Below are 25,401 nucleotides of genomic sequence, written 5' to 3' on the forward strand. Positions count from 1 at the left end.
CCGCCATGCCGTCCTTCCGCAACAACGCAGTCGATCCGCAGCAGATCTCGGCGGCGTTCGACAGCATCGCCAACGCCTTCAAGGTCACGCCCCAGGAGATCCTGGCAGGCGCGAAGTCGCAGGAGGCGATGCAGAAGGTCCGCTATCTGGCGGACGCCTACCGGCTCGCCCAGGATCCGAACACGGATCAGGGCGCGCTCGACCGCATCGCCTCGATCGCGGGCGCCTACGCGCCGAGCCAGAGCCTGACGGCCGTCGATCGGAACAACGCCACCACGCTCAAGGCGAACGCGGCCGACAACGCCCGCGCGCTCCAGCAGACCGGGTTGCAGCAGGCCGGCGAGACCCAGCGGTCGCTGCTGTCGCCGATCGGGGAGGGGCAGACCCGCTTCGTGCCGCCATCCATCGCCAGCCTGTACGGGCTGCCCGCGCAGCAGATCGGCGCTGTGAAGGTGAACGAGGGCCAGACAGCCACGCTACCGGACGGGCGCACCCTAGCGGGCACAGCCAAGCCGCTTACCGAGGATCAGGCGAGGGCGCAGGACTACCAGCGGCTCGACCCGGCCATCCGCAACGCGATCGTCTTCGGCAACACGCCCGTCGAGAGCGTGCAGACGCCCGGCGGGCCCAGGCTCGCGTCGCGCCTCGACGCGATCGGCCAGATCCCGGCGCCGGACGCGCAGAAGGCGCAGTTCTTCAACTACGACACCCCGGACGGGAGGTCCGGCACCGCCCGCACGGACGGCGCGGGCAAGCTCGTCGACACCCAGACCGGGATCGAGCTGCCGCCGGGCTCGAAGACCTATACGGCGCAGCTCACCGGCAACAAGGCGGATACCGGGCTTGGCGCGAGCGCGAAGGCCAATATCGACACGCAGCTTCTGGATCTCTCGAACCTGGAGCAGAGCGTCAACGCGCTCGACAGGATCGCCACGTCCAACCCGCAATCGATCGGCCTCACCGGGCAGGTGCTCGGGCTCGGCCAGGACGCCATGGCGACGATGCGGGAGGCTGCAACGATGTTCGGGCCCAAGGCCCAGGACTACCTCAAGCAGGTCGAGACCGGCGCGCTCCCACCGGAGATGTCGAAATACTTCAATCCGAACATCCCGCAGGCGACGCTGCTGGAGAACACGATCCTGGCCCAATACGCCAAGATGCAGGATCCGAACGGCCGTCTGTCCAATCAGCAGATGGAGATCGCCGCCAAGGCGCTCGGGATCGACGGCATGCTCAAGTCGGCCGACAAGACGCGGGCGGTCATCGCCGGCATCCGGGACCAGATCGCGCAGAAGCGCGCGATGCTCGGGCCGACCCGCCCGGACGCCAACGCGATCCGGCCGCCGTCGCCCGCGGGTGAGGCCGCCCCGGCAGCCCCGGCCGGCGCGCCCGTGCGCCGGAAGTGGACGGCGACCGGAGAGCTGCAATGACCATCGAAGTCGAGGGTCCGGACGGCGCGATCAACGAGTTCCCGGATGGCACCCCGGATGCCGTGATCGCGAAGGCGATGCAGTCGGTCTACGGGCCGCCGAAGGCAGCGCCTGCCTCCACCAGTGGCGGCCTCGGCGATTTGGTCGCCGGGGCGCTGTCGCGTGCCAAGGGTGTCGCAGGCGGACTCGCCGACAAGGCGGGGCTCGGTCCGCAGGGGCCTTCGCCCTACCAGCAATCGTCGGACCTGGACGCGCAGATGCGCGGGCAGCCGGCGGCCCCGGTCACGGCGAAGCGGCAAGAGGGTGGCGAGCGGCGCTCGGGCGCCCTGGCCGGCCTGTTCGGCGTCGCCGATCAGAGCGTTCGCGGCGTCGCGCAGGGTGCGGCCACGATGGCCGGCCTGCCGGTCGATCTGACGACCTTGGCGCTCAACCTGACGCCGGGCGTGGCCCAGATCCGGACCGCGCTCGGTCTCGAACCGACGATCTCAAAGCCCTTCCTGGGCTCGGATTTCAACAAGGCGGCGCTCGACGCGGCCAATGACGCGACCATCGGCGGGATCAACGCCGTGACGGGTGCGAACCTCGATCTGCCGGTGCGGGAGGGCGACAACATCTTCGAGCGCGGCGCCAACCGGATCGGGCAGGAGATCGGCGGCGCCGCGCTCCCGGCGGGCGCGGCGATCGGCAAGGCCGCCCAGGTCGGCATGGAGGGCGCGCGGGCGATCCAGAACCCGATCGCCCGGCACTTCGTCGAGCAGGCCGCCGCGAATCCCTCGAAGTTCCTGGGCCGCGAGGTCGGCGCGGCCGGTGCAGCCGGCGCGGGCGCGGCCGGCGTCAACGAGGTGACGCGCGCGGCCGGTGTCGATGAGCACGGAATCGGGCACGCGGCCGGCGATCTGGCCGGCGCGCTCGGCGCCCTGTCGCTCTACGGGATCGGCAGCCACGCGATCGGGAAGGCCCGGGACGTGTACGGCGCGATCACCGGCAGCGATAAGTTCGCCAATCAGGTCGTGCGCGACGCGGTCGTTGATCGGCTCGCATCGGCGGCGGGCGCGCCCACGGTGCCGATCGGCAAGCGGGACGTGTTCGACACGGGCGACATCGTCGCGGCGATCGAGCGCGGCCGGGCCAAGCCCATCGGCGACACAGTTCCAGGCTACCAGGACACCCTGGCGGACGTGACCCGTAACCCGGGCATCGCCGCCCAGGAATATGCCCGCCGGACGGCCGGCAGCGTGCCGCTGGCGCAGCGCGGCGCCGCGAATGAGGGTGCGGTCAACGCCGCGATCGACGCGCTCGCCCCCGAGGGACAGGCCGGGGCGCTCCGCGATCGTCTCGCCGATCGGCGCTCCGGGCTGCTCCGGGACGCTGCCGCGGAGACGGCCGCCGCCCAGGCCCGGTTTGAGGAAGCCGCCGCGCAGCTACAGGCCCAGATGCACCCCGACGCAAGGGGCCAGGACATCCGCGCAGCGCTGGAGGAAGCCAAGGCTGCCGCCCGCGCGGTCGAGCGGAACGCCTGGGAGGGCGTGACGACCGGAGAGGCGGATATCCGCCCTCTGGTCGAGGCCTTCGGCAACGTGCGCAGCGGCCTCACCGAGACAGCCCGCGACCTGTTCGATCCCTCGCACCTGACGGGGATCCCGAGCCGATTCCTGCCTGCCGAGGTCGAGGCGGGCGCCGAGGCCGCTGCCGCGGGTCCGACCCGTGCCGGGCTCAGCGGCGACGAGCGCGCCATGGGTGAGCGCCCGGCGGCGCTTGAGCCCGCGCCGGCCCCGACGCCGACCCCGCCGGCTCCTGCCGCCCCCGCGATGTCGGCCGAGGACCGGATCATGATGGCGATCGAAGGCGCCCCGGTCCGGGCCACGAAGGGCCGGAACCTGTGGGACGTGCGCGCGGCCGTGAGCGACATGCCGGAAGACGAGTTCCGCACCGCCCTGTTGAAGCTCCAGGCCGAGAAGCGGACGAGCCTGTCACAGTATAGCGACCCAAAGTCCTACGAGGGGAAGTACGTGTTCGATCCGTTCGGGAATGGCGATCGAAACGACGCGCGCCACATCGCTTATGTGCCCGGGGAGATGGGTATCCTGGGCAACTCTTGGCCGAACGGCCGGCCGCGCGCTCCCGAGCCGGAGGCCTCCCCAAGCGCCCAGGCGCAGGAAGCTCCGATGGCGCAGCCGGCCCAGCGCCAGCCCGAGCCCCCACCGCCTCCGCGCGAGCCCACGCCGCTGGCTCCGGAGACGCCCGCGGCCCCCGAGAATGGGCCCGTCTCGGTGTCGCTGCGCGAGACGGCCGACCTGCGCTCGGCGCTGTCCGCCGAGCACCGCGACGCCCTGTCTAGCGCCAACCCGGCGCGGGCGCGCGTGATCGAGCAGTACATCGACGCGCTGGACACCTACGCGCGGGACGTTCACCCGGACGTGGAGGCCTACGACAACGCCCGCGACATCTCGCGCCGCCTCAACGACCGCTTCACCCGGCTGCAGACGGACGTGGCCCAGGTGCTCGACCGCAATCAGGGCGTCTACCGCCAGTCCGACGCCAGCGTGCCCGGCCGCTTCGTCCGGCCGGACACGGGCGACCAGACGGGCCTCGAACGCCTGATGGCCGAGAGCTACATGAACGCGAACCCGGAGCGGGCCCGCAACGCCGTGGCCGACCAGATCCGGGCCGACACGTCCGGCCTGCAATCCCCGGAGGCGGTCGCCCGCTATGTCGAGGAGCACAGCCGCGTGCTCGACAGTTTCCCGGATCTACGCGCCCAGCTCGTCGAGCGCGCCAACGCCCAGCACGTCGCCGGCAACGCCGCGCGCCGGCAGGAAGATCTCACGGCCTCGCTCGGGACCGAGAACACCCGCGGATCCTCCAGCGTGGGCAAGTACCTCCAGCATGGCACGGAGCAGACCAGCCGGGCGATCCAGGGCGTCTTCACGTCCTCGAAGCCCGCCGAGGCGGCGCGCGAGCTGCTGGAGTTCGCCGGCCGCGACCGGGCGGCGATCGACGGCCTGCGCCGGGCGATCTGGGAGGAAGCCGAGCGCGTCGGCCGGCGGAAGGGCGAGACCACTGCCTCGACCGATGGCGTGCAGCCGTGGATGCCCGGAAAGCTCAAGGCGTTCGTGGATAAGCCCAACGTCCGCGCTGTGCTCCAGGAGGCTTATCGGGACGACCCGGAGCACCTGGAGAACCTCGACAGGCTCGCGGAAGTGCTCCGGCACGCGAATGTCGGAGCCCGGGGCAGGGCGCCGAACAGCTCGGGCACGGCCCAGGGCGTCCTGGACGCGATAAAGGGTGCCGTCTCGCCCGAGAGCATCCAAAGCGGCGTGATGTCGGTCAAGCGCGGCCAGATCGGCGTGCCGTGGCTCGTCACCTCGATCGCCGCCCGGCTGGCGCGGAACAGCGTCAAGGCTGCCCAGGGGCCGGCGATCAATCGCATGCTCGACGAGGCCCTCGTCAACCCGGAGGCTGCCGCCGCACTGCTGCGCGAGAACAACCCGGTCAACCGCGCCTACCTGTCGCGCAGCTCGAAGCTGTGGGGCATCGAGCATGCCGACCAGCTTGCCAGCGCGCTGAACGACAACCACGACGACGAAGACCCGGTGAAGGCGGCACTCAAGAGGGCCCGGCGGTGAGCATCGCAGACGCCTTCCGGACGACCGCCGCCGCGATCGGCGCGCGGCCGGAGGATCTCGCGACCGTGGCGTCCTACGAGAGCGGCGGCCGATTCGACCCGGCGATCCGGGGCGGTGCCGGCAACCGCTACGTCGGCATGTTCCAGTTCGGTCCCTGGGAGCAGCAGCATTACGGGGTGTCGCAGCAGACCCCGGCCGAGCAGCAGATCGCGGCGGCCGGCCGGTTCCTGGTCGATCGCGGCTTCAGGCCCGGGATGTCCCTGCTCGATATGTACTCAGCGATCAACGCCGGCCGGGTCGGCCGCTACGACGCCAGCGACGCCAGCAACGGCGGGGCCCCGGGCACGGTCCGCGACAAGGTTGAGCAGCAGATGGAGGGCCACAAGGCCAAGGCGGTGGCGCTGCTGGGCGCGCTCGGTGGCAACTCCGGTGCTTCGCCCAGCCAACCGCCCCGGGCGGGCACGGATCTGGCGGCAGCGCTCGGGCCGGGTGTCGCCCTGCCGACCCTGGCGCCTGTCCTACCGGTCCCCGTGCCGACCGAACCGGACCCGGCGGTCCAGGCCCAGCAGATCCAACAGCTCCAGGAGCAGCGTGCCCAGCAGGAGCAGCAACGGAAGCAGGCGCTGCTCAGCGTGAGCGCATTCTATCGCTAGAGTCTACCCTGAGTGAAGGAGGGTTCACCCAACTTTGCGTTGTTATCTTAGGAGGACCGCCGCTCAATCTAAGAACGGTCTCAATCAGCTCTGCGTTGAAACCGACTTGAGCGACTCATCTGGAGCCGGGGTGAGAAGGCCTGTAAACAGGAAATTTTGAGTTGCGCCTCCAAACATGTTGAAAGGCGCTGTGGATCATCGCAGAAGTTGCGGTGCCCGCATCGCGGGCCGAGGTTGCAGGAAAGCTTCTGTCGCGGGGCCACGTCAGCGGTAGCCGAAAAGACGTGTCGCAGAATTTCCGACAGCTTTGTGGTCGTATGGATGCAAAGTAGCTGATCTCTATGAGAGAAGCCAGTTTATCTACTATCAATGCGAGCGTTTTAGAAGCCGCGGTAACAGGAAATCCGGAGGCGCTGGAAGTCCATCTGGCGATCGTTGAGCGAGATATTCTCATCGAGGGCCATACAGTCAAGATCCATTGCCATTGTCTCGCTGTGGATGGGAATGGTCGAATCCAACTGCGCCGACTTGCCGAGTTTATGAGGAACGCTGCGGTAGACTATGCGTTGCCGCGGTCCAAGGTCGCTGAAGCGAAGGCACGTGACGCCAAGTTCAACAGTACTGAGGCGATTGCCGAACTGGTCGAGCGAGCCAAGCGTTCATTTACCGATCTCGCGAAAACGGGCGAGGGCGGTGAAATGTTGCTTTTCATGCTAGCAGAGCGATTTCTTCGCCTTCCACAAATTCTTTGCAAAATGGACCTGAAGACAGACGATCGCCTGCATTATCATGGTGCAGATGGTGTCTATGCTGGCGTCACGGTAGAGGGCGTCCTCAAACTCTATTGGGGTGAGTCCAAGGTTTATGACGACGCGGGGGATGCGATTCGAAGCTGCCTTGCCTCACTGGCCCCTTATTTGATCGAGCCTGAGCACGAAGGGGCAGAGCGCGAGCGCGATCTTTTACTGTTGAGCGACAAGGCTGATTTAAGCGAGCCGATCCTAACAGAGGCGCTTAAAAAATACTTTGATAAATCTTCGAAGCAATCCAATCGTGTTCGCTACTGCGGGCTGGCACTCGTGGGTTTCAAAGCACCATTCTATCCAGAAAGCAACGCTCAGGCTGTAGCAGAAGAGATTGCCGGGGCAGCACGCGAAGCGCTCGTTGATTGGCGCGAAAAGATCGGCAAAGGTCTAACTGCGAACAGACTCGAAGATCTTGAGATCGAGTTTTTTTGTGTTCCTCTCCCCTCGGCACAGGGATTTCGGGACGCTTTTCTTGAGGCAATGGGACTCAAAGTATGAGCCTCAAAGATCTGCAAGCATGGCTGCTCGCGGAAGGTGTACGCGACGATCTAGCCACGATCGTACGGCTGACTGTCAGATCCGAATTGGACAATCTCGCGGAGGAGCCAGACGAGCCTACGGCGAACGGAATTGATTGGCAGCGCCTAATTTTAGCAGGCAGCATCCTAGCTCGTTCAGAGACACGGAAAGATCAAGAATCTGCGCTCAGAATCGCGATTGCTGCAATCACCTTGAAAGACGATAAGAAAATCAGAGATGCGGGCGCCGTTCTTCTCGGTAAACTCTCCAACTTCCGGGCCGCCTCGCTAGCTGCGACTCGCGATTTAGTGTCGAGCAATCTTGAGGGCCGGTTGGGGATCGCACTTCGCCTTGAATTTCAGCGACGCGAGATGGATCGTTCGATCCTCGTTGAGACGACGGGAAAGTGGCTTCAGGTCAACGGCTTTCAGCAGAATTTCTGGACGAACGCCTCGCGGGCCAACTGGCTATCCGCGTCGGCACCTACCGCCTCCGGTAAGACTTTCCTAGTGCTGCAATGGCTCTTGGATCAGATTGGTACGGCAGAAGCAACGGTAGCTGTCTATCTTGCTCCAACCCGAGCGCTTGTTTCAGAAATCGAGACCACGCTGCAGGGCCTCCTTGGAAAGCGGAAGGGGATTGAGGTATCCTCCTTGCCTATACGCGGCAAGTATGACTCAGCCCGCTCTGGCGGTTCTCGGTTAGTGCTGGTGCTGACACAGGAGCGCATGCACCTTCTCGCCAACGTATTGGGCGACGAGTTCCTTATCGATCTTCTGATTGTTGATGAGGCGCATAAAATCGGTGACAACGGGCGAGGCGTAATCCTTCAGGATGCGATCGAGCGAGCAGCACGTACGAACCGCAAATTGAAGCTTATCTTCATTAGTCCGGCTACTCAAAACCCAGAGGAGCTTCTAGCGGACGCCCCAGAGGGCGTAGAGAAGGTCGCGATTGATAGCGACGCCCCGACCGTTCTCCAGAATCTGCTTCTGGCACAACAAGTTTCAGGAAAACCCAGGCGATGGGCCCTTGAGTGCAGACACGCTGAAATCACTGTCCCGGTCGGAACGCTTCAGCTTGCTAACACACCCTCGAACCTCATCAAGCGCATCGCTTTCGTTGCATCCGCAGCTGGGGAAAGAGGGGGCACACTCGTTTATGCGAATGGTGCAGCGGACTCGGAGGATATTGCGGACCTAATCAGCCAACTCCGACCGAGGCCTGATCCAAAGATTGTCGATCCAGAACTCACTGCGCTTGCCGATCTTGCGCGAAAAGGCGTGCATCCAAAATTTCGGCTGGCTTCAATAGTTGAGCGGGGCGTTGCATTCCATTTCGGCAATATGCCTTCGCTTCTTCGTTTTGAAATCGAGCGATTATTTAGATCCGGCAAGATCCAATTCTTGGTCTGCACTTCAACTCTCGTGGAGGGCGTGAACCTTTCTTGCCGCACGATCGTCATCCGTGGCCCGACTAAGGGGCAGCGCAAACCAATGGAACCGCATGATTTCTGGAACTTGGCAGGTCGAGCGGGACGTTGGGGTGATGAATTTCAGGGCAACATCATATGCCTTGACCCGCAAGATCGGAAAGCTTGGCCGAAAGGCGTGCCCGATCGCTCCAGATATGCGATCAAACGCGAGAGTGATGCTGTACTCGACCTCGGCGACGGAATTGTTGACTACCTAGCGCGGCGGGGTGAACAGGCGCTTTCGGATATCGAGAGTGGCGAAAAGTATGAGCAGGTTGGCGCCTATCTTTTGACGTCGTATATGCGGCTTGGATCCATAGCTCAGGCAGATCTTGCCAAACGACACGATCCTGCTCTTGTCATTAAGCTCGACAATGTACTGCGCGTCTTGGCGGACCAGTTGGATATTGGCGTTGATATCGCAGCTCGGCATCCGGGTGTAAGCCCTATCGGTATGCAGCGTTTATTAGAAGCTTTTAGATCATACGATCGTGAACCTGAAAACCTTCTTCCGGTCGAGGTGGCCAGTGACGATAGTTATGACCGGCTTGTTACCGTTATGCACCGGATTAACTCAAATCTCTATCCAATATTCGAACCAGAGCGTCGCATCAAACTCTATGCTTTGATTGTATTTAGATGGCTTAAAGGTCAGTCTCTAGCTGAAATTATCAGGAAAAATATCGAATGGCATCATGAGGTAAAGCGACCGTTCAAGCTTCCGGGCCTTATTCGCGACACGATGGAGCTAATTGAACAGATAGCCAGATTTAGGGCGCCAAAATATCTATCCGCGTATATGGATGTCTTGCATTTCCATTTAAAATCAATAAATCGGGAAGATCTAATCGACAATGGTCTGGATATCGGCACCCAACTGGAGTTTGGGGTGTCCTCCAGGACGCTTATCTCATTGATGGAACTAGGTCTATCCCGCATGAGTGCGGTGGCGCTTTACGAAGTAATTGCACGCGATGACTTTAGTCAGGAAGAATGCCGAGAATGGGTTTTTGAACGTGCTGACCTACTTGACGGCATGGGACTACCTGAGGTTATAATTAGGGAATTGCGCGAACGGTTGCTTGTGACTGATGGCGATGAGCCTACCGAAGCAAGCATTTGACACAGAAGGTAGAGGGAATGGGTGCGAAAATCCCCGTCACACTCGGTCCTAAGCATTTTACTAAAAAGGGGGATGCTATCTCTTTCCTCAACGCGATGCTCAGTCGATATGATGTTGGGGATCGTGTTAGTGCGGAGGATGCTGTAATCTTAGAAGCTGCCTTAGCTAGGCATCCGGAAGCAAAAGAGAGAATTGGCGCGGGAATCAAAAACTTTAGTGTTCGAAGTGCTGAATACGGGACTAAGTGTTTTTGGGTAAACCGTCTTGACGGTACAACGGGAAAATTCTCTCATAAAAAGATCTAAGAGTGTAGGCACAACTTGAGAAGCGGCTGGCCGCCCCGCCTCGTTGACGACTTCCCGCCAGCAAAAATGCGCCCAAAAGTGCGCGCACAGGCATCAGACATAACAAAAATGGCAGCAACTTCAGATACTTTATAGGTCTGCCTCATTTGTGCTGAAATTCGGTCGCATCCGCGGGGGTGTATGGATTCGGGGCGGCCTCGACGCGCGAATCGTGGGCGTCGGGGGCATGATGCGCCGCCGAATGGACGACGAGCTGAGCGCCGTGCGCGCGAGAGTAGGGGCAGAACGATGAGAGCGGTGCTGATCGCCACCTTGGCCTGTGCCGTGATGGCCGTGGACCTGACCGCAGCGACGCAGGCCCAGGCCCAGATGGGCGGTGGCGCGCCAACGGGCTTCGGCCGCGGCAACCGCCGCCCGGGCGGCGAGGAAGAGAAGAAGCCGCAATACGTGCCGGGCACCAAGGCGAGCGAGAAGATCTTTCCGCTCGACTCGACCTGGACGGCGGTGAGCCTCAACGGCAAGCCGTTCACCGGCGGCGACCGGCCGAGCTTCATCATCGACAAGCAGTACCGCGCCCGCGGCTACGGCGGCTGCAACACCTTCGCGGCCACCGCCTTCCCGCTGAAGGATCAGCACCTGGCGGTCGGCCCGCTCGCGCTCACCAAGAAGAGCTGCGACAAGAGCCTCGCGGCCTCCGAGCAGGCGTTCTTCGTCGCCCTGCGGACCGCGGCGGTGTGGGATCTGGTCGGATCGCAGCTGGTGCTGAAGAGCCCGAACGGCGAGCTGAAGTTCGACCGGGCGCTCTGAGGCCCGAGATCCCCGGACGGAAGCCGCTTTAAGGGCGGATTCACCACGCCGCACGAACCCGGCCGTCGATTCAGACGGCCTTGAGGGCCGCCGCGATTTCCTCCTCGTGCATCGAGGAGGCGGCGGATGGCCATCGGGATCGGTTTCGGGCGCGAGCAACCCCTGCGCCCCGGCGTGGCGCGGCCCCTGCGGTTCAGCGCACCCCCCGCCGTGCATGCCGGTGCGCTCTGGCTCGCGGCCGCGGCGCCGGTGTTGGCGACCCTGCTGCTGATCGCGCGACTTGCCGTCTGACGCTCGTGCGTCCGGCACGACCCTCAGTGGGCCCCGGTCATTCCGCGTCTTGCGTCTCCGCGTCCTCGTCGCCTTCGGATGATGCGCTCGGCCGCGCCGCATCCTGGGCGTGCGCCATGACCGGCGGGAACAGGACCGCCAGGCCGGCGGCGACGCCGTAGAGAACAGGGTCAGCATTCAGGCCCGATTTGGGCGGCATAAGATCATCGTTGATCATGATATGACTTCCGGTCTCGCGCCTTTGCGAGCAACGGTCCATGTCGACCTGTTCGCTTTAGAGCCGTTCGAGCATGATCAATGCTGCGCCCCGCGTTTCGTTGCCGCAGGGCGATGATTTTTTTCTCGGCCTCATCTGGGGATCCATCCGCGATGACGCGGTGGATCTTGCAGGGCGCTCAGCCGCGACGCCGGAGGATGGGCCCGAGCGGCGCTTCCGGGATGCGGCAGGCGGCCGGCACCACGCTGAGGATCACGGCGCTCGGGCAGCGCGCCTGGCAACTCTGGGCCGCCGTGATCTGATCGCGTCCGCAGGCATCGGCGAAGCAAAAGGTGGCGAGGTCCTCGCAAGTGGCCCGAAAGCCGCCGGCCGGCGCGCCGTCGTGCCAATCCGCCGCCGTGGCGGCTTGCGCCAGCAACAGGGCCGCAAGGCCGATCGATGCCGTGATCCGCTTCACGCCGCGCCTCGCTCACGATTCGCCGGTGACCCTACATTGGCAGGCGGGCCGGACCTGTGCCATTCCGGCGACAGGCGATGTGCCTCGTCGGCCTCGACGCCGACCGATCAGCCCCGGGACGGAAAGCCAGCCATGCCGCTCTACGCCCTCGACGACCACGCGCCGGACCTGGCCGATCCCGATCGCGTCTGGATCGCTCCGGACGCCCAGGTGATCGGCCGCGTCCATCTCGGCGTCGATGTCGGCATCTGGTTCGGCGCGGCCCTGCGCGGCGACAACGAGCCGATCCGCATCGGCGACCGCACCAACGTTCAGGAAGGGGTGATCATGCATGTCGATCCCGGCTTCCCGCTGGTCATCGGCGCGGATGTCACCGTGGGCCACGGCGCGATCGTCCATGGCTGCACGATCGGCGACGGCAGCCTGATCGGCATGGGCGCGACGGTGCTGAACGGCGCCAGGATCGGCCGGGGCTGCCTGGTCGGGGCCAACGCGCTGGTCACCGAGGGCAAGGAATTTCCGGATCACAGTCTGATCGTCGGCGCCCCGGCCAAGGCCGTGCGCACCCTCGATGCCGCGGCCGTGGAGGGCCTGCGCCAGGCCGCCCTGCGCTACGTCGAGAACGCCCGGCGCTACAAGGCCGGATTGCGCCGCATCGACGGGTGAATGAAACAGGCCGCCCCGAACGGGAGCGGCCTGCCGGTCGATCTTACTTCTTGGCCTTCGCCCGCTCGATCGCTTCCTCGATCAGCCGGTGGGCCTCTTCCTTGTCGCCCCAGCGGACGAACTTGACCCACTTGCCGGGCTCCAGATCCTTGTAGTGCTCGAAGAAGTGCTGGATCTGCTGGATCGTGATGTCGGGCAGGTCGGTGTAGTTCTCGACCCGGTCGTAGCGCTTGGTCAGGTGGCGGGAGGGCACCGCGATGACCTTCTCGTCCTCGCCGCCCTCGTCCTGCATCACCATCACGCCGACCGGACGGGCGCTGATGATCGCACCGGGCAGCACCGCCCGGGTATTGGCGACCAGCACGTCGCAGGGATCGCCGTCGCCCGACAGGGTGTGCGGGATGAAGCCGTAGTTCCCGGGGTAGAACATCGGCGTATAGAGGAACCGGTCGACGACCAGCGCGCCGGATTCCTTGTCCATCTCGTACTTGATCGGCTCGCCGCCCAGCGGCACCTCGATGATGACGTTGACGTCGTGCGGGGGCTTCTTGCCGAGCGGGATGGCGTCGATGTTCATGGCGTATCGCTTCCGGGATGCGGCTTGCACCGCTTCCCCGACCTCTTAGATGCCTGGCCGTGCGATGCAAATCAGTATCGGCGCGGGGCCGGCGACGAGTCCCAGGAAACGTTAGCTGAACAGGTATCCGACCTTGGGCAGCGCGACGCCGGCGACCCGGTCCAGCACCCGCGGCCCGGCCTGGCCGCCCAGGCCCTCGTAGAAGGCACCGGCCCGGGCGTTGTCCTCCAGGCTCCAGACGCCGAGCCGGGTCAGGCCGTGATCGGCGAGGTCGTTGCGGACCGCCTTGAACAGGCGGCGACCGAGGCCGACGCCCTGGTATTCCGGCAGCAGGTAGAGCTCGTCGATCTCCGCCTCGGTGCCGAGCGCCCGGCTGCGGGTGCGCCCGTAGGCGGCGTAGCCGACCACACGCTCCCCGGTCTCGACCAGGGCGATCGGGCGGCCCCGGCGCAGGGCGCTGCGCCACCAGGCCCGGTCGCGCCCGGCGATCAGCCGCTCGAGGGCCACGCCGGGGATGATGCCGCGATAGGCCTCGCGCCAGGAGGCATCGAACACCGTCGACAGGCTGCCGAGATCGGCCTCGCGAGCCCGGCGGATGCTCGTGGTGCGCGTGCTCATGGGCTTCCGGCCTTCCCCCGTCGACCGTCGGATAACCCGCGCGGCCCGCCCAGGTTCGATCCCGATCCAGGCAGAGTGAAGGCAAGATCGGCGCCGGTTTTCCGGAACATTCCTTTGATCGCCAGCAACGTGGCGTGGGTGCCGGCCCGACGGGCGAATTGCCGGGCTTCCGGGCGGCTGTTAGAGCCGGCTCCCGATTCCGCGGCAGTCCTGAACGTGTTCAACCGCTTCCTCAAGCCCGAGACGCGCTACGCCCGCCGCATGGCCCGGATCGCCCGGTTCGAGCGGCCGATCGCCGGCCCCGGCGACCGCCTGAAGGCCTGGGCGAACATGCTGCTGATCGATCACGGCGTGTTCCGGCTGGCCTATCTCAACCGCCACCGGGTCGGCTCGGGCCGGCTCTGGCGCTCGGCCCAGCCGGGGCCGCACCAGCTCGCGCGCTTCCGGGCCGAGGGGGTCCGCACGATCATCTCCCTGCGCGGCGGCAGGGAGCACGGCTCCTGGCCGCTGCAGCGGGAGGCGTGCGAGCGCCACGGGCTCACCCTGGTCGAGTTCGTCCTGCGCTCCCGCGAGGCCCCCGACCGCGCCACCCTGCTGGCCGCCAAGGACTTCTTCGCCGGCATCCAGTACCCGGCGGTGATGCACTGCAAGTCGGGCGCCGACCGGGCCGGGCTCGCCTCGGCCCTCTACCTGATCCTGCACGAGAACCGCCCGGTGGCCGAGGCCGCCCGCCAGCTCTCGGCCCGCTACGGCCATCTCCGCTTCGCCAAGACCGGCATCCTCGACGCCTTCTTCGCCCGCTACCTGGTCGAGGGCGAGGCCAAGGGCATCGATTTCCTGACCTGGGTCGAGACGATCTACGACCCGGAGGCGCTCAAGCGTGACTTCCGGCCGGGATTCTGGTCGGACCTGGCCGCCGACAAGGTGCTGCGACGGGAGTGATCGGGCGGGACGATCCTGATCGTCCACCGCTTGCTAAAATTACACACGCGTTCCACATTTTAGTGGCGATGCGGCCCGCCCGCGCGCTCTGGGTTCCCGCTGGGATGGTGCTCGTGGATTCGCGTGATCTGATCCGCATGCTCGAGGCGGATGGCTGGATCTGGCATTCAACCACCGGGAGCCATCGGCATTTCAAGCACCCGGTGAAGCCCGGCAAGATCACGATCCCTCACCCGAAGAAGGATATGCATCCCAAGACGGTGAGATCCATCCTCCGGGCTGCCGGCCTGTGATCGGACCCTCCTTTAGACGAGGAATCAGGGACATGACCCCATATATTGGCCTGATCCATCCGCCGATCGGCACCTCCGAGTGGGGTGTCACATTCCCGGACGTGCCGGGTTGCACCTCCGGCGGCCCAAGCTTCGAGGCGGCCGTCGAGTCCGCCCGCGAAGCGCTGTCGGGGCATCTCGCCATGTTGGCCTCGGATGGACTGGCACCCCCACCCCCCCGGACGCTGGCCGAACTCCGTGCTGACCCGACCCTTGCGGAAGATCTGGAAGGCGCGATGGTCCAACTCATCGTGCCGCGGCGCGTCCCGGGCGAACGGGTGCGCGTCAACATCATGATCGACAAGGGTCTTCTGCGCCTGACGGACGAGGCGGCCGAGGAGAGAGGCCTCAGCCGGTCGGCCTTCATCGAGGCGGCCTTGGTCAGCGCGGCCGACCGTTGAATTCAGGAGCCTACTCCGCCGCCGGCCGCGCCGCCTCGCGGAACGGATTGGCCGGGTAGGTGCCGACCACCCGCAATTCCCGCGAGAAATAGCCGAGCTCGTCCAGCGCCCGGGCGAGGCCCGGATCCTCGGGGTGGCCGTCCACCTCCGCGTAGAACTGCGTGGCGGTGAACTCGCCGTCCATCATGTAGCTCTCGAGCTTCGACATGTTGACGCCGTTGGTCGCGAAGCCGCCGAGCGCCTTGTAGAGGGCGGCCGGGATATTGCGCACGCGGAACACGAAGCTGGTCACGCACGGGCCGGTCCCGGCTTCCACCGGCTCCGGCTCGAGGGAGAACACCACGAAGCGGGTGGTGTTGTGCGCCTCGTCCTCGACGTCGCGCTCCAGGATCTCGAGGCCGTAGACCTCGGCGGCCAGCGCCGGCGCCAGGGCGGCCCGGCTCGGGTCGCCGATCTCGGCGATCTCGCGCGCCGCGCCCGCTGTGTCGCCGGCCACTACGGCCTTCAGGCCCAGCCGGCGGACGATCCGCCGGCATTGGCCGAGCGCGTGGACGTGGCTGTGCACGGTCCGCACCGCCTCCAACTTCGTGCCCGGCAGGACCATCAGCTGGAAATGGATCGGCAGGAAGTGCTCGGCCACGATGTGCAGCGGCGAGGTCGGGATCAGGTGGTGGATGTCGGCGACCCGGCCCGCGATCGAGTTCTCGATCGGGATCATCGCCCGCTGCGCCCGTCCCTCCGTGACCGCCGCGAAGGCGTCCTCGAAGGTCGGGCAGGGCAGGGGCGTCCAGTCCGGAAACGCCGCGGCGCAGATGATGTGCGAGTTGGCCCCGGGCTCGCCCTGGTACGAGATGGTGCGGTCGGTCATCGGGAATGCGGTTCAGTTCAGGCGGCGGGCCTGGAGGAGGGCGCGGGCGCGCTCCAGGTCGGCGGGGGTGTCGACGCCCAGCGGCAGGTCGTCGACGATGACGGCATCGATGCACATGCCGGCCTCCAGCGCGCGCAGCTGCTCGAGCTTCTCCCGGGTCTCCAGCTCCCCGGGGGGCAGGGCGACGAAGCGGGTCAGCGCGGTGCGGCGATAGGCGTAGAGGCCGATATGGTGCCAGAGCGGACCCTCACCCCAGGGGGCGCGGGCGCGGGTGAAGTAGAGCGCGCGCAGGCGGCCCGGGCCGACGCTGTGGCCCACGAGCTTGACCACGTTGGGGTTGTCGGCCTCGTGCGCGTCGGTGATCGGCGCGCAGAGCGTGACGATGTCCACGGTCCGGTCCGAGAGCGGGCCGATCGAGGCGCCGATGATCGCCGGGTCGATGGTCGGCAGGTCGCCCTGGACGTTGACCACCACGTCGTGGCGTCCCTCGGGGTCGATGGTCTCCAGCGCCTCGGCGAGCCGGTCCGAGCCGGACGGGTGGTCGGCCCGGGTCATCACCGCGATGCCGCCGGCCGCCTCGACGGCCTGGGCGATCTCGGCGGTGTCGGTCGCCACCACCACGGGGCCGATCCCGGCCTCCATGGCCCGGCGCCAGACATGGACGATCATCGCTTCGCCGGCGATCTCGGCCAGCGGCTTGTTCGGCAGGCGCGTCGCGGCCAGGCGGGCCGGAATCAGGACGAGGGGATCGGACATCGGGGATCGGCGATCGGGCGGGGGCTCGCGGCGGAGCGCGGCTGCTTAACAGGCCTGTCGGCGGTTGTCGTCCCTGGCGCGGGCGGGGCTCCGCGTCTCGCGATCCGGCAAAATGATGCCGCTGGGTGACAAGCTGGGCGATTTGGCACGGGGGTTTTGCCCCGCGACGGTACGGATCCCCCCACCACCATTGTCAAGATCGTGCCGGAACGGCTAAGCACCCTTGAAATCTTCCAAGGTCCTGTGTCCCGGCGTGTCTGCCTGTGACGGCACGGGCAGATCGAGAGAAGAGCATGAACTCGTTCGAAGTGAACAAAGTGCTTGGTGCCGTGCTCGGTGCCCTGTTGTTCGCGGCTGGATCGGGTTTCGTCGCCGAGCTGATCTACCATCCGAGACCTGCGGGCAAAGCCGGCTACGACCTGCCCGAGCCGGAGCCGCAGACCGCTGCCGCGACCCCGGAGGCCAAGGTCGAGCCGATCGCCGTGCGGCTGGCCAGCGCCAACGTCGAGAAGGGCGAGGCCGGCACCAAGGCCTGCCGGGCCTGCCACAATTTCGAGAAGGGCGGCCCGAACAAGGTCGGCCCGGACCTCTACGGCGTGGTCGAGCGCCCGAAGGGCGGCCATGCCGGTTTCGAGTACTCGGCGGCCCTGAAGGGCAAGGGTGGCACCTGGACCTACGACGACCTGGACGCCTTTCTGGCCAGCCCGAAGGGCTACGCCCCGGGCACCAAGATGGCGTTCGCCGGCATCGCCTCGCCGCAGGAGCGCGCCAACGTCATCGCCTACCTGAACAAGAACGCCGACAGCCCCAAGCCGCTGCCCGCCGTGGAGAAGACCGAGGCGAAGCCCGAGGCCGCCCCGGCGGCCGCCAAGCCCGAGGACAAGCCCGCGCCCGCGCCCGCCGCCGAGGACAAGCCCACCGCCGCCAAGCCGGCCGCCGGCAAGGGCTCCGAGGGCAAGGACAGCCCGGCCAAGCCTGCCGACGTCAACACGGCCAAGCCGGTCGAGGAGAAATCCGCCGGCAGCCCCCGCGCGCCGAGCGAATCGAGCGACCGCAACGCCCCGGCCCCGCCGGCGGGCGCCCATGATGGCGACCAGCAGGGCACGCCGTCGAGCGCGATCCCGGCCGAGCCGACGGCCCCGTCCGCCCCGGCCGCCAAGGAGCCGCCGGCCCAGGCCAATCCCGAGGCGGTGGACCGGGCCAAGAACCTTGAGGTCGACGGCCCGACCAAGGACCTGAACGCGCCGCTGCCGACGCCGAAGGAGTAGCGGCGGCGCACCGGCCGGGCCTCAGGCCCGGCCTTTGCCTTTAGGCGTCCGCGACCCGATGTCCGTCCGGGTCAGACACCGCGAAGGAATCCGCTTGCCCGATCGACGTCTGGATCCGGAGGGGCGCCGGGCGCCCCTGCCGCTGCTCGTTGCCGTGACCATGACCGGCACGGTGGCGCTGCACATCTTCGTGCCCGCGCTCGCCACCGCCGCCGCCGACCTCGGCACCACGACGGCCGCCGCGCAGCTCACCATCACGGTCTACCTGATCGGGCTCGCGGGCGGCCAGCTCCTGTACGGCCCGCTCTCCGACCGGTTCGGGCGGCGTCCGATCCTGATTGGCGGTCTCGGCCTCTACTTGGCCGGGCTGCTGCTGGCGATCCCGGCCCAGAGCATCGGCGTGCTGCTGGTGGCGCGGGTGCTGCAATCGCTCGGTGCCTGCGGCTCCCTGGTGATCGGCCGGGCGATGGTGCGGGACGTCTCCACCCGCGAGGACGCGGCCAGGAAGCTCGCGATCCTCACCACCGCCATGACCCTCACCCCCGCCCTGGCCCCGGCGATCGGCGGCGTGGTGAACGAGGTGTTCGGCTGGCGCGCGGTGTTCGTGGTGCTCGCCGGGATCGTCGCCCTGCTGGGCGCCCTGGTGGTGTTCACCCTGCCGGAGACCAACCGGCACAAGGTGGCGCTGCCCGGCTTCGTGGCGATCCTGGCGGGCTATCTCCGGCTGGTGAAGATCCCGGCCTTCCGCGCCTACCTGGTGGCCGGGTCCTGCGGCGGCACCAGCCTCTACGCCTTCCTGGCGGTGGCGCCCTTCCTGCTGGTCGACCGGCTCGGGCGTTCCTCGCAGGAGGTGGGGTTCGATTGCCTGATCGTGGTGTTCGGCATGGTCGGGGGTGCGGTTCTGGCGAGCCGGCTCGCGAGCCGCGTGCCGATCCGCAAGGCCGCGCGCAGCGGCAACCTGCTCTGCATCGCATCCGCCCTGGCGCTGCTGCTGGTCGACCGGACCGGGATGCTCGGCGTCGTCAGCCTGATCGTGCCGCTCTTCGCCTACGCGGTCGGGGTCGGCCTGCTGAGCCCCAACGCGGTGGCCGGATTGATGAACGTCGATCCGCACGCGGCGGGCTCGGCCTCCAGCCTCTACGGCTTCACGCAGATGACCTTCGGGGCCCTGTTCACGGCCGCGGCCTCGGCCTGGCCCGCGACCTCGGCGACCCCCGTGGCCCTGGCGCTGCTCACCGCCGGGGTGATCGCCGCCCTGGCGCTGCGGCGGGCGTGACTGTCTGGGGTAGCGACCGATCGCGGGTTCGAGCCCTGCGCGGTCGCGTCGCGTAAGCCGGCCTTGGCCGGCCGGGCCTCGAAACGATCAGGCCCCCATGTCGCGTTCCGGTGAACCCTCGGGCGTCCCGTCGTCCGCGCGCTCCCTTCGCTCCAGATCCTGCACGATCTCCCGGCCGACGATGTGCAGCAGCACCCGGATCAGCATCTTCATCTGCGGCGTGCCGTGATCGGCGATGACGGCGTAGGCGGCGATACACGCATCCGCCACGGCATCCAGATCGGTGGCCCGACTCATTGCATATCCAACGTCTAACATGTCGAAGACGGGTTGCGGAGTGTAAAACTTTTACATTCCGGTCGCCTTCATTCGAATAATTGTATTTTTATTACCGTATTGCAACCGATGTTGTGGTGATAAGAGCTGTTCATCGTTGTTGTGGGGGCGAATTATCGATGGAGCCGCTGCGATGGACATGAAGACCCCCACCATCCCGGGTTCGGCCGCAAGCCCTCGGGCCCTGGGGAAGCTCGAAGACCTCGCCGAGGTGCTCGGCTGTTCGACGGATCTGTTCTTCGCGGCTTCTGACGGGCCTTCGACCGGCCAGACGGCTCAGCTTCTCCAGATGTGGCTCGCGATCCGGAATCCCGAGGATCGCCAGACGGTGTTCGCCTGCGTCCGCGAAGTCCTGAAGGCGCAGTCCGACGGTCATCGCGAACGATAGGCGGCGGAGTCTCTAACGGGCGTCGCCGGTACGCGTAGTATTGATCGAGATCAGTTTTCAGTCGGCGGTAATATTCTTGCGTTTTTTGAGCAACACTTGCGGTTTTCGTTGCAAATACCATTTTCTTGTCATCGCCGGCCATTGGTCGGGCGCTGGTGATTGAGGGACGCCGTGTGCTCTTGCCCCACAGGCGACCCTCATGGCCCCCCTCCAGCAAGCCGATATCCGCAACCGCCTCCTCCGGGCTCTCCCGCCGGAGGATTTCGCGGTTCTGCAGCCGGCTTTGCGGGCCCAGGCGATGCGCCTGCGGCATGTCCTGATCGCGTCCCACACGACGATCGAGACGGTCTATTTCCCGGAAGACGGGTTCGTCTCGATCACCAGCGATGCGCCAAGCGGCCGGGTCGAGATCGGGCTGATCGGCCGGGAAGGTCTGGTCGGTGCCGCCCCGATCCTGCTCGATGACGACCGCAGCCCGCACACCCACTTCGTGCAGATGGCCGGGCACATGCTGAGCATCGACGTGCCGCGGCTGCGGGCCGAGGTGGAGCGGCGCCCGGCGCTGCGGCGGCTCCTGCAGCGCTTCATCCAGGCGCAATTCGTCCAGACCGCCCAGACGGCCTTCGTCAACGCCCGGGGCAACACCGCGACCCGCCTCGCCCGGTGGTTGCTGATGTGCCACGACCGCGTCGATGGCGACCAGATCACGGTCACGCAGGATTTCATGTCGTTCATGCTGGGCGTCGAGCGGCCGGGCGTGACGGCGGCGTTGCGAAGCCTGGAGATGGCCGGCTCGGTGCGCAAGCGCCGCGGCAGCGTCGAGATCACCGATCGCGATGGGCTGCTCGACTATGCCGGGGACGGCTACGGCGTGGCGGAGGCCGAATATGCGCGCCTGATCGAGGGACGCGCCGAGCCGCAGGCCTAGCACGCGGCGCGGAGCTTCAGGCGCGCACCGCCTCGACCAGGCCCGACACGCCCGCGCAGAACCCAGTCCGCAGCTCCAGCCACAGCAGCCGAGCGGGATCCACCGGTCCCGGCAGGGTCAGGCGGCCGGGCGGGACCGGAGCGAATCCGAACCGGGTGTAATAGGGCGCGTCACCCACCAGGATTACCAGGCCCTCGCCCGCTTGCCGGGCGGCCTCGAGCGCCGCGCGGGTCAGGGTGCCGCCGATGCCGCGTCCGGCGAAGCTCGGATCCACCGCCAGCGGTCCGAGCATGACGAAGGCCGACGGTCCGGCCCGCACCGGCCCCATCCGCACCGAGCCCACCAGGAAGCTGCCGACCGAGGCGGTGACCCCGAGATCCATCCGCTCGGCCGCGCCCTCGCGCAACCGGTAGGCGGTGCGGGCGAAGCGTCCGGGGCCGAAGGCGCGGGCCTGGAGCCGGTCGATCGCGGGGGCGTCCTCCGGCCGCTCGGGCCGGATGACGAGGGAGAGTGTGGTCACGGCGGGCTCACGGCTCGGAACCGTGGCCGCGTAGCAGCGGAGGCCCGGGGCGGCAAACCGCTCGGCGCTCGCATCATGGGTGGTGCGCGATTGGTTCGATCCGCGACCGGGCGGGATTCGATTCGCGCGCCCGACCGAGACCTACCTCCATGCTCACACAAACGGAGTCGCCTGTTCGCGCCGAATTGACAAGATGCTGTCGAATTGACATCTGGTTGCGATCGCCTATCGTTGGGGGCATGACATTAGCGATGCCTGCTGCTGCCCAGCCTACTGTCCGGTGCCGAGACGCGCTGACGGACCTCGTCATCGATGTATTCCGGTTGAACGGCGCCTTGCTTGCTTCAGGTGACGCTCTGGTTGCAGATCTTGGGTTGACCAGCGCCCGCTGGCAGGTGCTCGGCGCCATCGCGTTCTCACCGGTTCCGCTGCCGGTGGCGCACATCGCCCGCAACATGGGGCTGACCCGGCAGGCAGTGCAGCGCTCCGTCGATGAGATGCGCGTGGATGGTCTCGTCCGCCTGGATCCGAACCCGCATCATCGGCGCGCGTCCCTGGTCCGAATGACCGAGCAGGGAGAGGCCGCCTATCGAGCCGCCAGCCTGCGCCAGGAATCCTGGGCGGATGCCCTAGCCGCTGATCTCTCTTCCGAGGACATCGAGGCGGCGCGTGACCTGCTGCGCCTGCTGCAGCGCCGCCTTCACGGTTCCGCCGCCCCAACCCCCACCGCGCACGGTTCGAAGGAGACCTGCTGACATGCCGACCTTTATTGAGATCGACCGCACCGTCACGCTGGCCGACCAGCTCAAGGATGAGGCTGCCGCCGGGCCGGTGGTTCTCGTGAACACATTCGTCGTACCGCCCGAGGAGGCCGAGCGTTTGCTTGCCGCTTGGAGCGCCGACGCCGCGATCATGAAGCGGCAGCCGGGTTTCATCTCGACCCAGCTGCATCGCGGCATCGCTGGCAGCGGTGCGTTCCTGAACTACGCCGTCTGGGAATCGGTTGCCCATTTCCGGTCGGCGTTCGCCAACCCGGAGTTCCGGGCCAGCCTCTCTGCCTATCCGGAGGACGCGACCGTCAGTCCGCACTTGTTCCGGCCGATCGCTGTCCCGGGCATCTGCGTCGCGTAGGGCAAGACTCTGACCTATTCCGCCGCCGCCAGCTCGGCCCTGGGGCCGCCCTGCGTCACCTTCAGGAAGCCGAGCGCCGAGAGCCAGATCACCGCGCCGCAGGCGGCCGCGATGCCGAGCACCAGCGCGAAGCCGCCGCGATCATGCAGCACCGCGATCGCCGGGACCACGAAGCCGCTGGCGGTGAATCCGACGAAGTAGCGCACGCTGTAGGCCCGGGCCCGGTAGGCCGGGGGCACGTAGCGGGCGATCATCGCGTCGTTGATCACCACCTGTCCGTAGATCGCCGTCATGGCCAGCATCAGCCCGACGAGCAGCGGCATACCGGTGGTCAGCGCCGCGATCCCGAGGCCCAGCGGCTGCAGCACCGACAGGGTCACGAACAGGAACGGCAGGCTGAACCGGTCGATCAGCCGGCCCATGGCGAGCTGCATCACCGCGCCGAACAGGAAGACCACGGTCGCGAGCGAGCCGATCAGCGTCAGCGGCAGCGCCTGGCCGACGCCCTCGTCGATCACCTTGGGCAGGCTGATCGTCGTGAGGTTGAAGGTGACGCCGCCGGCGAAGATCGCCAGGGCGTAGAGAGTCATCAGCATCCAGGGTCGGCTCACCGCGATCGCGGCCGCGCCCCCGGCCTTCTTGCCGCCGGCCTCGCCGTCGCCCGGGACCAGCGCCAGGAAGGCGGCGCCGCAGGCGAGGCAGACGAGGCCCGGGACCACGAAGGCGGCGCCCCAGCCGACATTGGCGGCAAGCAGCGCGGTCACCCCCGAGGCGGAGGCGGCGCCGAGATTGCCCCAGACACCGTTGACCCCGAGGTCGCGGCCGAGCCGGCGCGCGTGGGTCACCAGCATGGTCGAGCCGACCGGGTGGTAGATCGCCGAGGCGAGGCCGAGCACGCACAGCCAGAGCGCGAAGCTCAGCGGCGTCGTGGCGCTCGCCACCCCCAGGCAGGAGAGGCCGTAGCCGAGGAAGAACACCGCCAGCATGTTGCGCCGGCCGAACCGGTCCGCCAGCCAGCCCATCGGCAGCGAGCACAGGCCGAAGGCCACGAAGGCGCCGGTGGCCAGCCCGATCAGCTCGCCGTAGCCGAGCCCGGTCTGGGCCGCGATGGCGATCACCGCGGTCGGGTAGATCAGCAGCACGAAATGGTCGAGGGCGTGCGCGACGTTGACGAAGCGCAGCGTGCGTCGGGAGAGGGTTTCGGAATCCATCGCGGCCTGTCCTCCGGGATCGCCCCCTGATACCCTGGCCCGATGGAGGATTCGGGCCGGATATGTATGCGAACGGGCCAAAATCGGTGGTGGCGCCGCGGTCGACCGCCGCGGCCGATTATCAGCATGTGCCGCGGCCGGTCGCGGTCGTGCGCAAGCCGCTGCCGGCCGGGAGCGGCACGGGCCTGCATTTTCATGTCCGGGCGCAGCTTCTCTACGCGACGGCGGGGCTGATGAGCGCTTCGGCCGAGGACGGCACCTGGGTCGTGCCGGAGGGGCACGCCCTCTGGATCCCGCCCCGGCTGCCGCATGCCACGGTGACCCACGGGCCAGTGGCCCTGTGCACGGCCTATCTCGACCCCGCCGCCGTGGCGGCGTTTCCGGCGTCCTGCCGGGTGATCGCGGTCTCGCCGCTCCTGTCCTCGGCCCTGACCGCCCTCGCGGAGGAGCCGGTTCTGTACGACGAGGCCGGCCGTGGCGGCCACCTCGCCGCCCTGGTGCTCGACGAGATCGGCCGCGCCCCCGAGACGCCGCTCACCCTGCCGCTGCCGCGGGATGCCCGCCTGCGCCGGGTCTGCCTCGGCCTGATCGCGGATCCCGCCGCCGCGGAGGATCTCGATGCCTGGGCCGACCGCGCCGGGGCGAGCCGGCGCACGCTGACCCGCCGGTTCCGCACCGAGACCGGGCTCAGCTTCGGCGACTGGCGGGCGCGGGCCCGGGTGATCCGGGCGCTCGCGCTCGCCGCGGAGGGCCGCCCGCCCGGCGCCGTGGCGGCGGCGGTGGGCTACCGGAGCGCACAGGCTCTGCGCAGCACGGTGGCGCGGGTGCTAGGCGGCGAGGGAACGCCGTAAGCCGCCCGCGCGGTTCTCCGTCGAACCGGATCAGCCGGTCACTTCGGCTTGGCTTGGCCGCCCGGACCCCAGCCATGGGCCTGGACCGCCTTGACGATCTTGGCCTGCATCTCGGGCGCCACCGCCTGCATCCATTGCTGCATGCCGGCCAGCTGGATCTGGGCGAGCTGCGGCTGGGCGGCTGCGAGGCGTTTGCCGGTGGGCGTGGCGTAGAACGCCGCGATCGCCTGCAGGTCGTCCTTGCCGAGGATCGTGGCGAAGCCGCGGGCCTGGATGTCGAGAAGCTCGTCGTAATGCTCGGACAGGGTCGGCATCACGACCTCCTGGACCAGCACCTGCGCCTTGTCGGGCTCCTTGATGCCGATCTGCTGCATCATGCCGACCATCGGGGCCGCCATCGAGCCGAGCGTGGCGGCGCGATCCCCCTGCATCTGCGCGACCGTCTCCCGGGCGACCTTCAGCAGGGCCGGATCCGGGGCCGCGGCCGGCGCGGGTTTCTGGGGCGCCTGCGCCAGCACGGCGCCGGGCAGCGCGGTTCCGAGACAGAGGCCGACGAGGAGGGTCGAGATACGCATGGGTGCTCCGATCACGATCGCCGCACGATTCAGCGTTGCACGGCCCGCG

Annotated in this window: 29 protein-coding genes; 19 read left to right on the top strand and 10 right to left on the bottom strand. The window is 67.2% G+C overall.

Annotated features, from left to right (window positions below; genetic code table 11):
* Window positions 1–5: 5 nt before the first annotated feature.
* The 8 genes from BMZ47_RS02900 (at window position 6) to BMZ47_RS28395 (ending at window position 11,034) form a co-directional block, all read left to right on the top strand.
* Window positions 6–1,430, top strand: coding sequence for a hypothetical protein (locus tag BMZ47_RS02900; protein ID WP_091858427.1), 1,425 nt, complete (start codon window positions 6–8; stop codon window positions 1,428–1,430).
* Window positions 1,427–5,056, top strand: coding sequence for a hypothetical protein (locus BMZ47_RS02905; RefSeq protein ID WP_091858430.1), 3,630 nt, complete (start codon window positions 1,427–1,429; stop codon window positions 5,054–5,056). The genes BMZ47_RS02900 and BMZ47_RS02905 overlap by 4 nt, the downstream gene beginning before the upstream one ends.
* A complete protein-coding gene (locus tag BMZ47_RS02910) occupies window positions 5,053–5,709 on the top strand; it encodes a lysozyme family protein (protein WP_091858434.1) in 657 nt (218 codons plus the stop codon). The genes BMZ47_RS02905 and BMZ47_RS02910 overlap by 4 nt, the downstream gene beginning before the upstream one ends.
* Window positions 5,710–6,050: 341 nt before the next feature.
* A complete protein-coding gene (locus BMZ47_RS02915) occupies window positions 6,051–7,013 on the top strand; it encodes a HamA C-terminal domain-containing protein (RefSeq protein WP_091858437.1) in 963 nt (320 codons plus the stop codon).
* On the top strand, window positions 7,010–9,631 hold the full coding sequence (locus BMZ47_RS02920) for a DEAD/DEAH box helicase (protein ID WP_091858955.1): 2,622 nt from the start codon (window positions 7,010–7,012) through the stop codon (window positions 9,629–9,631). Before BMZ47_RS02915 ends, BMZ47_RS02920 begins: the two co-directional genes overlap by 4 nt.
* Window positions 9,632–9,648: 17 nt before the next feature.
* Window positions 9,649–9,936: a DCL family protein gene (locus BMZ47_RS02925; RefSeq protein ID WP_091858440.1), complete on the top strand. Its 288-nt coding sequence runs from the start codon at window positions 9,649–9,651 to the stop codon at window positions 9,934–9,936.
* A gap of 288 nt (window positions 9,937–10,224) precedes the next feature.
* Window positions 10,225–10,743: an META domain-containing protein gene (locus tag BMZ47_RS02930; RefSeq protein WP_007559556.1), complete on the top strand. Its 519-nt coding sequence runs from the start codon at window positions 10,225–10,227 to the stop codon at window positions 10,741–10,743.
* Between the two features lie 126 nt (window positions 10,744–10,869).
* Entirely contained in the window at window positions 10,870–11,034 is a 165-nt protein-coding gene (locus BMZ47_RS28395; RefSeq protein WP_163006177.1) for a hypothetical protein, read from the top strand.
* A 37-nt stretch (window positions 11,035–11,071) separates the two neighbouring features.
* Here BMZ47_RS28395 and BMZ47_RS02935 read toward each other — a convergent pair whose 3' ends face one another.
* Entirely contained in the window at window positions 11,072–11,251 is a 180-nt protein-coding gene (locus tag BMZ47_RS02935; protein ID WP_091858443.1) for a hypothetical protein, read from the bottom strand.
* A gap of 178 nt (window positions 11,252–11,429) precedes the next feature.
* Window positions 11,430–11,708, bottom strand: coding sequence for a hypothetical protein (locus tag BMZ47_RS02940; protein WP_091858446.1), 279 nt, complete (start codon window positions 11,706–11,708; stop codon window positions 11,430–11,432).
* 132 nt (window positions 11,709–11,840) lie between these two features.
* Between BMZ47_RS02940 and BMZ47_RS02945 the strand changes: the two genes are divergently transcribed.
* Window positions 11,841–12,374, top strand: a complete 534-nt coding sequence (locus tag BMZ47_RS02945; protein WP_091858449.1) for a gamma carbonic anhydrase family protein — start codon at window positions 11,841–11,843, stop codon at window positions 12,372–12,374.
* Window positions 12,375–12,417: 43 nt separating this feature from the next.
* Here BMZ47_RS02945 and ppa read toward each other — a convergent pair whose 3' ends face one another.
* A complete protein-coding gene (gene ppa / locus BMZ47_RS02950) occupies window positions 12,418–12,951 on the bottom strand; it encodes an inorganic diphosphatase (RefSeq protein ID WP_007559546.1) in 534 nt (177 codons plus the stop codon).
* 111 nt (window positions 12,952–13,062) lie between these two features.
* The gene (locus BMZ47_RS02955; protein WP_091858452.1) at window positions 13,063–13,569 is read right to left on the bottom strand and encodes a GNAT family N-acetyltransferase; all 507 of its coding nucleotides are present in this window, start codon (window positions 13,567–13,569) and stop codon (window positions 13,063–13,065) included.
* A gap of 216 nt (window positions 13,570–13,785) precedes the next feature.
* Between BMZ47_RS02955 and BMZ47_RS02960 the strand changes: the two genes are divergently transcribed.
* From BMZ47_RS02960 to BMZ47_RS02970, 3 genes are all read left to right on the top strand, one after another.
* Window positions 13,786–14,511, top strand: a complete 726-nt coding sequence (locus tag BMZ47_RS02960) for a tyrosine-protein phosphatase (RefSeq protein ID WP_091858958.1) — start codon at window positions 13,786–13,788, stop codon at window positions 14,509–14,511.
* A 104-nt stretch (window positions 14,512–14,615) separates the two neighbouring features.
* Window positions 14,616–14,804: a type II toxin-antitoxin system HicA family toxin gene (locus tag BMZ47_RS02965; protein WP_230367739.1), complete on the top strand. Its 189-nt coding sequence runs from the start codon at window positions 14,616–14,618 to the stop codon at window positions 14,802–14,804.
* Window positions 14,805–14,836: 32 nt separating this feature from the next.
* Entirely contained in the window at window positions 14,837–15,244 is a 408-nt protein-coding gene (locus BMZ47_RS02970; protein ID WP_091858455.1) for a type II toxin-antitoxin system HicB family antitoxin, read from the top strand.
* Window positions 15,245–15,254: 10 nt separating this feature from the next.
* Here the strand turns inward: BMZ47_RS02970 and BMZ47_RS02975 are convergent, their stop codons facing one another.
* Entirely contained in the window at window positions 15,255–16,112 is an 858-nt protein-coding gene (locus BMZ47_RS02975; protein ID WP_091858458.1) for a prephenate dehydratase, read from the bottom strand.
* Window positions 16,113–16,124: 12 nt separating this feature from the next.
* The gene (locus tag BMZ47_RS02980; RefSeq protein WP_091858462.1) at window positions 16,125–16,868 is read right to left on the bottom strand and encodes a 3-deoxy-manno-octulosonate cytidylyltransferase; all 744 of its coding nucleotides are present in this window, start codon (window positions 16,866–16,868) and stop codon (window positions 16,125–16,127) included.
* A 293-nt stretch (window positions 16,869–17,161) separates the two neighbouring features.
* Between BMZ47_RS02980 and BMZ47_RS02985 the strand changes: the two genes are divergently transcribed.
* Both BMZ47_RS02985 and BMZ47_RS02990 read left to right on the top strand, forming a co-directional pair.
* Complete coding sequence (locus BMZ47_RS02985) at window positions 17,162–18,136, top strand: c-type cytochrome (protein ID WP_091858465.1); 975 nt, start codon at window positions 17,162–17,164, stop codon at window positions 18,134–18,136.
* A 58-nt stretch (window positions 18,137–18,194) separates the two neighbouring features.
* Window positions 18,195–19,412, top strand: a complete 1,218-nt coding sequence (locus tag BMZ47_RS02990; RefSeq protein WP_091858468.1) for a multidrug effflux MFS transporter — start codon at window positions 18,195–18,197, stop codon at window positions 19,410–19,412.
* An 87-nt stretch (window positions 19,413–19,499) separates the two neighbouring features.
* Here BMZ47_RS02990 and BMZ47_RS02995 read toward each other — a convergent pair whose 3' ends face one another.
* Window positions 19,500–19,709, bottom strand: a complete 210-nt coding sequence (locus BMZ47_RS02995; RefSeq protein ID WP_091858471.1) for a hypothetical protein — start codon at window positions 19,707–19,709, stop codon at window positions 19,500–19,502.
* A 172-nt stretch (window positions 19,710–19,881) separates the two neighbouring features.
* On the opposite strand from BMZ47_RS02995, the gene BMZ47_RS03000 reads away from it, so the two are divergent.
* The gene (locus tag BMZ47_RS03000) at window positions 19,882–20,136 is read left to right on the top strand and encodes a hypothetical protein (RefSeq protein ID WP_091858474.1); all 255 of its coding nucleotides are present in this window, start codon (window positions 19,882–19,884) and stop codon (window positions 20,134–20,136) included.
* A 199-nt stretch (window positions 20,137–20,335) separates the two neighbouring features.
* Window positions 20,336–21,064 (top strand): Crp/Fnr family transcriptional regulator, encoded by a 729-nt coding sequence (locus BMZ47_RS03005; protein ID WP_007559527.1) that lies wholly within the window; start codon window positions 20,336–20,338, stop codon window positions 21,062–21,064.
* A gap of 16 nt (window positions 21,065–21,080) precedes the next feature.
* Here the strand turns inward: BMZ47_RS03005 and BMZ47_RS03010 are convergent, their stop codons facing one another.
* A complete protein-coding gene (locus BMZ47_RS03010; protein ID WP_091858477.1) occupies window positions 21,081–21,584 on the bottom strand; it encodes a GNAT family N-acetyltransferase in 504 nt (167 codons plus the stop codon).
* A 251-nt stretch (window positions 21,585–21,835) separates the two neighbouring features.
* Between BMZ47_RS03010 and BMZ47_RS03015 the strand changes: the two genes are divergently transcribed.
* Window positions 21,836–22,339, top strand: a complete 504-nt coding sequence (locus BMZ47_RS03015) for a MarR family winged helix-turn-helix transcriptional regulator (RefSeq protein WP_091858481.1) — start codon at window positions 21,836–21,838, stop codon at window positions 22,337–22,339.
* Window position 22,340: 1 nt separating this feature from the next.
* Entirely contained in the window at window positions 22,341–22,715 is a 375-nt protein-coding gene (locus BMZ47_RS03020; protein ID WP_091858485.1) for an antibiotic biosynthesis monooxygenase family protein, read from the top strand.
* A gap of 14 nt (window positions 22,716–22,729) precedes the next feature.
* Here the strand turns inward: BMZ47_RS03020 and BMZ47_RS03025 are convergent, their stop codons facing one another.
* A complete protein-coding gene (locus tag BMZ47_RS03025; protein WP_091858487.1) occupies window positions 22,730–23,926 on the bottom strand; it encodes an MFS transporter in 1,197 nt (398 codons plus the stop codon).
* Window positions 23,927–23,988: 62 nt separating this feature from the next.
* Between BMZ47_RS03025 and BMZ47_RS03030 the strand changes: the two genes are divergently transcribed.
* Entirely contained in the window at window positions 23,989–24,777 is a 789-nt protein-coding gene (locus tag BMZ47_RS03030; RefSeq protein WP_091858491.1) for a helix-turn-helix domain-containing protein, read from the top strand.
* Window positions 24,778–24,815: 38 nt separating this feature from the next.
* On the opposite strand, the gene BMZ47_RS03035 is transcribed toward BMZ47_RS03030, so the two are convergent.
* Window positions 24,816–25,352, bottom strand: a complete 537-nt coding sequence (locus tag BMZ47_RS03035) for a DUF2059 domain-containing protein (protein WP_091858492.1) — start codon at window positions 25,350–25,352, stop codon at window positions 24,816–24,818.
* Window positions 25,353–25,401 lie beyond the last annotated feature (49 nt).

Source organism: Methylobacterium brachiatum (genome assembly GCF_900113845.1).
GTDB classification, from domain to species: Bacteria; Pseudomonadota; Alphaproteobacteria; order Rhizobiales; family Beijerinckiaceae; genus Methylobacterium; species Methylobacterium brachiatum.

Coding starts and splice junctions, on each gene's coding strand:
- BMZ47_RS03035 (WP_091858492.1), bottom strand. CDS start 25,352: ATGCGTATCTCGACCCTCCTCGTCGGCCTCTGTCTCGGAACCGCGCTG.
- BMZ47_RS02900 (WP_091858427.1), top strand. CDS start 6: ATGCCGTCCTTCCGCAACAACGCAGTCGATCCGCAGCAGATCTCGGCG.
- BMZ47_RS02965 (WP_230367739.1), top strand. CDS start 14,616: ATGGTGCTCGTGGATTCGCGTGATCTGATCCGCATGCTCGAGGCGGAT.
- BMZ47_RS03020 (WP_091858485.1), top strand. CDS start 22,341: ATGCCGACCTTTATTGAGATCGACCGCACCGTCACGCTGGCCGACCAG.
- ppa (WP_007559546.1), bottom strand. CDS start 12,951: ATGAACATCGACGCCATCCCGCTCGGCAAGAAGCCCCCGCACGACGTC.
- BMZ47_RS02975 (WP_091858458.1), bottom strand. CDS start 16,112: ATGACCGACCGCACCATCTCGTACCAGGGCGAGCCCGGGGCCAACTCG.
- BMZ47_RS03015 (WP_091858481.1), top strand. CDS start 21,836: ATGCCTGCTGCTGCCCAGCCTACTGTCCGGTGCCGAGACGCGCTGACG.
- BMZ47_RS28395 (WP_163006177.1), top strand. CDS start 10,870: ATGGCCATCGGGATCGGTTTCGGGCGCGAGCAACCCCTGCGCCCCGGC.
- BMZ47_RS02985 (WP_091858465.1), top strand. CDS start 17,162: ATGAACTCGTTCGAAGTGAACAAAGTGCTTGGTGCCGTGCTCGGTGCC.
- BMZ47_RS02905 (WP_091858430.1), top strand. CDS start 1,427: ATGACCATCGAAGTCGAGGGTCCGGACGGCGCGATCAACGAGTTCCCG.
- BMZ47_RS02915 (WP_091858437.1), top strand. CDS start 6,051: ATGAGAGAAGCCAGTTTATCTACTATCAATGCGAGCGTTTTAGAAGCC.
- BMZ47_RS02945 (WP_091858449.1), top strand. CDS start 11,841: ATGCCGCTCTACGCCCTCGACGACCACGCGCCGGACCTGGCCGATCCC.
- BMZ47_RS02955 (WP_091858452.1), bottom strand. CDS start 13,569: ATGAGCACGCGCACCACGAGCATCCGCCGGGCTCGCGAGGCCGATCTC.
- BMZ47_RS02935 (WP_091858443.1), bottom strand. CDS start 11,251: ATGATCAACGATGATCTTATGCCGCCCAAATCGGGCCTGAATGCTGAC.
- BMZ47_RS02995 (WP_091858471.1), bottom strand. CDS start 19,709: ATGAGTCGGGCCACCGATCTGGATGCCGTGGCGGATGCGTGTATCGCC.
- BMZ47_RS03005 (WP_007559527.1), top strand. CDS start 20,336: ATGGCCCCCCTCCAGCAAGCCGATATCCGCAACCGCCTCCTCCGGGCT.
- BMZ47_RS02930 (WP_007559556.1), top strand. CDS start 10,225: ATGAGAGCGGTGCTGATCGCCACCTTGGCCTGTGCCGTGATGGCCGTG.
- BMZ47_RS03025 (WP_091858487.1), bottom strand. CDS start 23,926: ATGGATTCCGAAACCCTCTCCCGACGCACGCTGCGCTTCGTCAACGTC.
- BMZ47_RS02980 (WP_091858462.1), bottom strand. CDS start 16,868: ATGTCCGATCCCCTCGTCCTGATTCCGGCCCGCCTGGCCGCGACGCGC.
- BMZ47_RS02925 (WP_091858440.1), top strand. CDS start 9,649: ATGGGTGCGAAAATCCCCGTCACACTCGGTCCTAAGCATTTTACTAAA.
- BMZ47_RS02920 (WP_091858955.1), top strand. CDS start 7,010: ATGAGCCTCAAAGATCTGCAAGCATGGCTGCTCGCGGAAGGTGTACGC.
- BMZ47_RS02990 (WP_091858468.1), top strand. CDS start 18,195: ATGTCCGTCCGGGTCAGACACCGCGAAGGAATCCGCTTGCCCGATCGA.
- BMZ47_RS03030 (WP_091858491.1), top strand. CDS start 23,989: ATGTATGCGAACGGGCCAAAATCGGTGGTGGCGCCGCGGTCGACCGCC.
- BMZ47_RS02970 (WP_091858455.1), top strand. CDS start 14,837: ATGACCCCATATATTGGCCTGATCCATCCGCCGATCGGCACCTCCGAG.
- BMZ47_RS03000 (WP_091858474.1), top strand. CDS start 19,882: ATGGACATGAAGACCCCCACCATCCCGGGTTCGGCCGCAAGCCCTCGG.